Below are 6,736 nucleotides of genomic sequence, written 5' to 3'. Positions count from 1 at the left end.
ATAGCGTTTTGCCAGGGGAACGATATCACCGATGATTTCATGGTTGCGGAACTGCACGCCCTTCACAACCTGACCATCCCGCACGTCGAGACAAGGAATTATCCGTTTTGCCAGCATTGAATCGCCTCCGTCACAGTAAATTTTTCTTCCAGCAGGGCGCGACCAACGATAACCCCACGAACGCCCGTCCCGCGCAGGGCCGCGATATCATTTAAATCACCAATGCCGCCTGAGGACTGGAACGCCACCTGCGGATAACGGGCGCACACCTCTTCGTACAGCGACACGTTGGAGCCCGCCAGGGTGCCGTCGCGGGAGATATCGGTACACAGGACATGCTTCAGGCCCACCGGCAGGTAGAGATCGACCAGCGCCTCCAGCGTCACGCCAGAGTTCTCCTGCCAGCCGCTGACCGCAACCTGTTTTTGACCCTGGTCATCGATACGCACATCCAGCGCCAGCACCAGCGCGTCGGCACCGAAGCGTCTGAACCAGCCTTTTACCGTCTCGGGATCCTTCACCGCGGTGGAGCCTACCACCACGCGCGCCACGCCCGCGTCGAGCAGTGCCGCCACATCTTCTTCGGTACGCACGCCACCGCCAACCTGCACCGGGACATTAACGCCCGCGACCAGTTTTTTCAGCAGTGGGATCTGGCGTCTGGCCGGTTCTTTCGCCCCGGTGAGATCAACCAGGTGCAGCACCTCGGCGCCCTGGGCGGCATAGTCCTGCAGTCGGGGCAGCGGATCGTTGCCATAGTCGCGTTGCTGGCCGTAATCGCCCTGGTGCAGACGGACAACCGTGCCGTCAATTAAATCTAAAGCAGGAATAATCATCACATCTCCAGGAAGTTTTTCAGCAGCTGCGCACCTGCGGCACCGGAGCGCTCCGGGTGAAACTGCACGCCGTAGAAGTTATCTTTCTGCACTGCGGCGGTGAAGGGCTCGCCGTAATGACACTGAGCGATAGTGCTGGCGTTCACCGGCATTGCGTAGCTGTGCACGAAATAGAAGTACGCCCCGTCCTCAATACCACGGAACAGGCGATCGCCCGCTTTCGGGTAGACGCGGTTCCAGCCCATGTGCGGCAGAGGTAAACCGTGATCGGTCATTTTCGGCACGTCTTCATCAATAATGCCCAGCAGGTCCACGCCGTTGGACTCTTCACTGCGGCGGCCCAGCAGCTGCATGCCCAGACAAATTCCCAGCACCGGCTGGGTACAGGCCTTAATCAGCTCGACCAGCTCACGCTGGTGGATCTGATCCATCGCCGCCTGCGCCGTACCGACGCCCGGTAAGAAAAGTTTGCTGGCGCGCAGCACCACATCCGGATCGCGGCTGACCAGCGGCTCGTAGCCATGGCGGGCAATGGCTGATTTTACGGAGTTAAGGTTGGCGCAACCGGTATCGAGGATCACCACGTTCATCACAGCACTCCTTTCGACGACGGCAGGGTATCGCCTTCCACGCGAATGGCCTGGCGCAGGGTGCGGCCAAAGGCCTTAAAGAGGCTCTCCACGCGGTGGTGATCGTTCTTACCTTTGGTTTTCAGGTGCAGCGTCAGGCCCATGGCGTAGGAGAGGGAGCGGAAGAAGTGCTCAACCATCTCGGTGCTCAGGTCGCCTACGCGCTGGTAGGTAAAGTCAGCTTTATATTCCAGGTGCGGACGGCCAGAGATATCCAGCGCGCAGCGCGCCAGGCACTCATCCATCGGCAGCACAAAGCCAAAGCGGTTAATCCCGCGCTTGTCACCCAGCGCCAGCTTCAGCGCTTCGCCCAGCGCCAGGCCGGTATCTTCCACGGTGTGGTGATCGTCAATGTAGAGATCGCCTTTCACGCCGATCTCCATACGGAATCCGCCGTGGGTAGCGATCTGATCCAGCATATGATCGAAAAAGCCCACGCCGGTGTGGATTTTGCTGCCGCCTTCGCGATCCAGCCAGACCTTGACGTCGATCTGCGTCTCTTTGGTATTACGCTCCACGTGGGAGAAACGATCGCGTTTGGTCAACTGCTCGCCAATCATCGCCCAGTTCAGGGCGTCACGGTGATAGCGCAGGCCCGTAATGCCCATATTAGCGGCCAGTTCTATGTCGGTAGCGCGATCGCCAATCACGTAGCTGTTGGCTTTATCCAGCGCCGCTTCGGCCAGATACTGTTCGACCAGCTTCACTTTCGGCTTACGGCAGTCGCAATTATCAGCGGGTAAATGCGGGCAAATCAACACTTCATCAAAGACGACGCCCTGTGAGGTCAGGATCTGCATCATCAGATCGTGCGGGCCGTCAAAATCGGCCTGCGGGAAGCTGTCGGTGCCCAGACCATCCTGGTTGGTGATCATTACCAGCTTAAAACCGGCTTTTTGCAGCTTAAGCAGCACCGGAATGACATCGGCTTCAAACGCCAGCTTGTCGAAACGATCGACCTGAAAATCTGAGGGTGGTTCTGAAATAATGGTGCCGTCACGATCGATAAAGAGGTACTTCTGGCTCATACTTTCTCCGCATTCAGGGCGTCGATAACGCGCTGGCTCTCTTCCCGGGTACCTACGGTAATCCGTAAGCAGCCACTCAAAGAGGGTTGTTTGTTCTGGTCTCTAAGGATAATGCCCTGATCCCACAAAGATTTAAATACTGCACTTGAGGCGGTAAAGCGCGCCAGAATATAGTTGGTTTCCGAATCGAAAACCTGCTCAACGCAGGGGATCTTTTTCAGGGCGCTGACGAGATACTCGCGCTCGGCAATAATCTGCGCCACGCGACCGCGCATGGCGGCAATACCCGCCGGGGTAAGCGCCTGGGCGGCGATATCGGCTACCGGGGTCGAGAGGGGGTAAGGCGCAATCACCTTCATCAGCAGATCGATCACCTCTTTATTCGCCAGCGTAAAGCCGCAGCGCAGCCCGGCCAGGGCAAACGCTTTTGACAGGGTCCGCAGGATCACAAGGTGCGGATACTCTGCCAGCCAGCCGGCCAGCGTCGCCTGGGGGCAAAACTCAATATAGGCTTCATCGGCGACCACCAGCGCTTTGCCGCGGGTCATCTCCAGCAGGGCGCGAATATCCTGAGGATTAATCAGCTGGCCGGTGGGGTTGTTCGGGCTGCAGACAAACACCACCTTCACGCCGTCGAGATTATCGGCAATGCCCTGTAAATCAAGCTGCCAGTTTTCCAGAGACGGTACTTTACGCAACTCAACGTTGAACGTTTCGGCGCTGACGCTGTACATGCCGTAGGTTGGCGGGCAGTAGAGCACCGCGTCTTTGCCCGGCTCGCAGAAGGCGCGGATCAGTAGTTCGATACCTTCATCCGCACCGCGGCTCACCAGCACCTGCTCCGGTTGCACACCAGCGTAGGCCGCATAGTTTTCAATGACCGCTTTCGGCTGACACTCCGGATAGCGGTTCAGCGTCTGCTGGGTCAGCTCAAAGGCGACAGGCGTCGGAAATTCGTTGGCATTCAGCCAGACATCGCCATTGCCCCCCAGGCGGCGGGCAGACTGATACGGGGTCAGGGCGCGAACGTTGTCGCGGGCTAACTCTTCAATACTCATGCTTGCTCCTTCAGGGCGGCAACGCGCAGCGTCACGGCATTTTTGTGGGCGGTCAACCGTTCAGCGGCGGCCAGCGTTTCGATGGTCGCGGCGAGGGAGGCAAAGCCCTCGCGGGAGAGTTCCTGCACGGTCATACGCTTCTGGAAATCCGCCAGCCCCAGGCTGGAGCAGGTGGCGGTATAACCGTATGTCGGCAGCACGTGGTTCGTTCCGGAAGCGTAATCCCCTGCGGACTCCGGGGACCAGTCCCCAAGGAATACCGAACCGGCGCTGGTGATGCTGTCGACCAGCTCACGGGCGTTGCGGGTCTGAATGATCAGGTGCTCCGGGCCATAGAGATTAGAAATGGCGATGCACTGGTCCAGATCCCGGGCAACAATCAGGCGGCTGGCAGAGAGCGCCTGACGGGCAGTCTCTGCCCGGGGCAGATCCGCGAGCTGACGTTCTACGGCTTCACCCACTCGTTTTGCCATATCTGCATCCGGTGTCAGCAGGATAACCTGTGAATCCGGGCCGTGCTCGGCCTGGGAGAGCAGATCGGAAGCGACAAAATCCGGGGTCGCGCCACTGTCTGCAATCACCAGTACCTCCGACGGACCGGCTGGCATATCGATGGCCGCACCGTCCAGCCGCTGGCTGACCTGACGCTTGGCTTCGGTGACGAAGGCGTTACCCGGGCCGAAGATTTTATCCACGCGCGGAACGGACTCCGTCCCCAGCGCCAGCGCCGCAATAGCCTGCGCCCCGCCGACGTTGAAAATCTCCTGCACGCCGCACAGCTGCGCGGCATACAGAATTTCATCGGCAATCGGTGGTGGAGAGCAGAGCACCACTTTACGGCAACCGGCGATACGGGCAGGGGTCGCCAGCATCAACACGGTAGAGAAGAGCGGAGCGGAGCCACCCGGAATATACAAGCCCACCGAGTCGACCGGACGGGTCACCTGCTGGCAGCGTACGCCGGGCAGGGTTTCCACATCGACGGTTTGTAGCTTTTGCGCAGTGTGGAAGGTATCAATGTTCTGTACCGCGACAGCCATCGCCTGCTTTAACTCATCGCTCAGACGCGCTGCGGCCTCGGTAATCTCCTGCTCACTCACCTTCAGCGCCGCGACGTCGGTTTTATCAAACTTAGCGCTGTACTCCCGCAGGGCGTCGTCGCCGCGGGTTTTCACATTTTCCAGAATCTCCGCCACGGTGCGGGTAATGCTCTGTGACGCGGAGATAGCCGGGCGCATCAGCAGGTCGCGCTGCTGTTCCGCGCTACAGGAGTTCCAGTCGATCACGGTGTTAAAGCTCATGGCGGTTACTCCATCATCTTCTCAATAGGCAACACCAGGATTGAACTGGCGCCCAGCGCTTTAAGTTTTTCCATGGTTTCCCAGAACAGGGTTTCGCTGCTGACCATGTGCATCGCCACGCGCTGCTGATCCCCTGCCAGCGGCAGAATAGTTGGGCGTTCAGCGCCTGGCAGCAGGGCAATCACTTCATCCAGGCGTTCAGTAGGCGCATGCATCATGATGTACTTAGATTCACGGGCCTGGATCACCCCCTGAATACGGGTCAGCAGACGGTCAATCAGCTGCTGCTTGGCTTCAGGCATTTCGCCGTCGCGCTGGATCAGACAGGCTTTGGAGCGGTAGATCACTTCCACTTCGCGCAGGCCGTTCGCTTCAAGCGTGGCGCCCGTGGAAACCAGATCGCAAATTGCATCAGCCAGACCGGCACGCGGCGCAACTTCAACAGAACCATTCAGCAGACAGGATTTAAACTGTACGCCCTTCTGATCGAGGTAGCGCTTCAGCAGGTGAGGGTAGGAGGTGGCAATTCGCTTGCCGTTCAGGGAAGCCGGGCCGTCCCACGGTTCGTCAGCCGCGGTGGCCAGCGACAGGCGGCAGCCGCCAAAATCCAGACGGCGCAGCGTGAAGTAGCGCGGATCTTCGCCCTGGGCGCGGCGGGTCAGCAGCTCTTCTTCCAGCACGTTTTCGCCAATGATGCCCAGATCGACCACGCCGTCCATCACCAGGCCCGGAATGTCATCGTCACGCACACGCAGAATATCAATCGGCATATTCTCTGCCAGCGCAATCAGACGCTGCGTGTGCAGGTTAATTTTTATGCCACAGCGCGCCAGCAGTTCGCGTGAATCGTCGCTAAGACGACCTGATTTCTGCATAGCTATGCGTAAACGTGAATTATCTAACATTGTCGGTTCCTCATGATCCTGTTGTAACTTGCCTGAACACGGTCCAAAAAAAAGCCCCCGGAAGATGATCTTCCGGGGGCTTTTTCTTGCGTTCATGCACCACTGGAAGATCTAACTGTCTTCCAGCACACATCGCCTGAAAGACTAGTCAGGATGATGGTGATGATGGTGGTGTTTAAATTGAACGCGTGTCATAAAATTCTCGATGAATGCTTATTCATGTGATGTCGTTTAACCTAAACCACTTGCGCTATATAAAGCAAGGGCTTTTTTTAATCATTAAATGATTTCATATTAGCGCTATCAATTGTCAGTTCAGCGTGGCTGGCGTAGCCTTACAGCAGAGGCGTAATAGTCAGGAGAAAACGCATGAAAAAGGTCGCAATTGTCGGTCTGGGATGGCTTGGAATGCCGCTGGCCATGTCGTTACAGGCGCGGGGCTGGCACGTCACAGGCAGCAAAACCACCGCAGATGGCGTCGAGGCGGCGCGGATGTGCGGTATTGAGAGCGTCGAATTGCGCCTTGAGCCGGAACTGGTATGCGACGCCGATGACCTGGACACCCTGATGAATGTGGATGCGCTGGTTTTAACGCTACCAGCGCGGCGCACCGGTCCGGGTGAAACCTATTATTTGCAGGCGGTGCAGGAAATTGTCGACAGCGCGCTGGCACATCATATTCCGCGCATTATTTTCACCAGCTCAACCTCGGTATATGGCGATGTCGAAGGTGCCATCAAAGAAAATATGCCGCGCCAGCCGGTGACGGCGAGCGGGCGGGTATTAAAAGAGCTGGAAGACTGGCTGCATAATTTACCCGGCACCCAGGTCGATATATTACGCCTCGCAGGGCTGGTAGGGCCTGGTCAGTGGTTGCGTTGGATAATCATCAATTCCTATTATTAAAGCTTTTCTCATTATCTGTTACCATTAATCAACAGTTTGAGATTACTCCATGTCCACTTGTATAGCTTATCAT

The 6,736-nt window shown here is 57.6% G+C and carries 8 protein-coding genes, 1 pseudogene and 1 other annotated feature; of the genes and pseudogenes, 1 reads left to right on the top strand and 8 read right to left on the bottom strand.

Annotated features, from left to right (window positions below; all coding sequences use genetic code 11):
* The 8 genes from WFM46_RS22295 to hisL all read right to left on the bottom strand — a co-directional run.
* Positions 1 to 117: HisA/HisF-related TIM barrel protein (locus tag WFM46_RS22295; protein ID WP_336998575.1), on the bottom strand; the 117-nt coding region annotated here is incomplete at its 3' end.
* Positions 99 to 836 (bottom strand): 1-(5-phosphoribosyl)-5-[(5-phosphoribosylamino)methylideneamino]imidazole-4-carboxamide isomerase, encoded by a 738-nt coding sequence (hisA, locus tag WFM46_RS22290; RefSeq protein WP_336998574.1) that lies wholly within the window; start codon positions 834 to 836, stop codon positions 99 to 101. The genes hisA and WFM46_RS22295, both read right to left, overlap by 19 nt.
* The gene (gene hisH / locus WFM46_RS22285) at positions 836 to 1,426 is read right to left on the bottom strand and encodes an imidazole glycerol phosphate synthase subunit HisH (protein ID WP_336998573.1); all 591 of its coding nucleotides are present in this window, start codon (positions 1,424 to 1,426) and stop codon (positions 836 to 838) included. The genes hisA and hisH overlap by 1 nt, the downstream gene beginning before the upstream one ends.
* Entirely contained in the window at positions 1,426 to 2,493 is a 1,068-nt protein-coding gene (gene hisB / locus WFM46_RS22280) for a bifunctional histidinol-phosphatase/imidazoleglycerol-phosphate dehydratase HisB (RefSeq protein ID WP_336998572.1), read from the bottom strand. The genes hisH and hisB overlap by 1 nt, the downstream gene beginning before the upstream one ends.
* On the bottom strand, positions 2,490 to 3,551 hold the full coding sequence (hisC, locus tag WFM46_RS22275) for a histidinol-phosphate transaminase (RefSeq protein ID WP_336998571.1): 1,062 nt from the start codon (positions 3,549 to 3,551) through the stop codon (positions 2,490 to 2,492). The genes hisB and hisC overlap by 4 nt, the downstream gene beginning before the upstream one ends.
* On the bottom strand, positions 3,548 to 4,852 hold the full coding sequence (gene hisD / locus WFM46_RS22270) for a histidinol dehydrogenase (protein ID WP_336998570.1): 1,305 nt from the start codon (positions 4,850 to 4,852) through the stop codon (positions 3,548 to 3,550). Before hisD ends, hisC begins: the two co-directional genes overlap by 4 nt.
* 5 nt (positions 4,853 to 4,857) lie before the next feature.
* The gene (gene hisG / locus WFM46_RS22265) at positions 4,858 to 5,757 is read right to left on the bottom strand and encodes an ATP phosphoribosyltransferase (RefSeq protein WP_103180189.1); all 900 of its coding nucleotides are present in this window, start codon (positions 5,755 to 5,757) and stop codon (positions 4,858 to 4,860) included.
* Between the two features lie 45 nt (positions 5,758 to 5,802).
* Positions 5,803 to 5,926: a sequence feature (His leader region), on the bottom strand.
* Positions 5,902 to 5,952, bottom strand: coding sequence for a his operon leader peptide (gene hisL, locus WFM46_RS22260; protein ID WP_001364200.1), 51 nt, complete (start codon positions 5,950 to 5,952; stop codon positions 5,902 to 5,904). It overlaps the preceding feature by 25 nt.
* Before the next feature lie 174 nt (positions 5,953 to 6,126).
* Between hisL and WFM46_RS22255 the strand changes: the two are divergent.
* Positions 6,127 to 6,627, top strand: a pseudogene (locus tag WFM46_RS22255) (NAD-dependent epimerase/dehydratase family protein); the annotation flags it as partial.
* Positions 6,628 to 6,736: the final 109 nt, after the last annotated feature.

This window comes from Leclercia sp. M50, assembly GCF_037150775.1.
Taxonomy (GTDB): Bacteria; Pseudomonadota; Gammaproteobacteria; order Enterobacterales; family Enterobacteriaceae; genus Enterobacter.
The sequence above is the reverse complement of the archived record's forward strand: the minus strand, read 5'-3'. Positions and strand labels throughout refer to the sequence as shown.

Bases quoted from the DNA above. Each gene is read 5' to 3' on its own strand.
- hisA (WP_336998574.1), bottom strand. From the start codon at position 836: ATGATTATTCCTGCTTTAGATTTAATTGACGGCACGGTTGTCCGTCTG.
- hisH (WP_336998573.1), bottom strand. From the start codon at position 1,426: ATGAACGTGGTGATCCTCGATACCGGTTGCGCCAACCTTAACTCCGTA.
- hisB (WP_336998572.1), bottom strand. From the start codon at position 2,493: ATGAGCCAGAAGTACCTCTTTATCGATCGTGACGGCACCATTATTTCA.
- hisC (WP_336998571.1), bottom strand. From the start codon at position 3,551: ATGAGTATTGAAGAGTTAGCCCGCGACAACGTTCGCGCCCTGACCCCG.
- hisD (WP_336998570.1), bottom strand. From the start codon at position 4,852: ATGAGCTTTAACACCGTGATCGACTGGAACTCCTGTAGCGCGGAACAG.
- hisG (WP_103180189.1), bottom strand. From the start codon at position 5,757: ATGTTAGATAATTCACGTTTACGCATAGCTATGCAGAAATCAGGTCGT.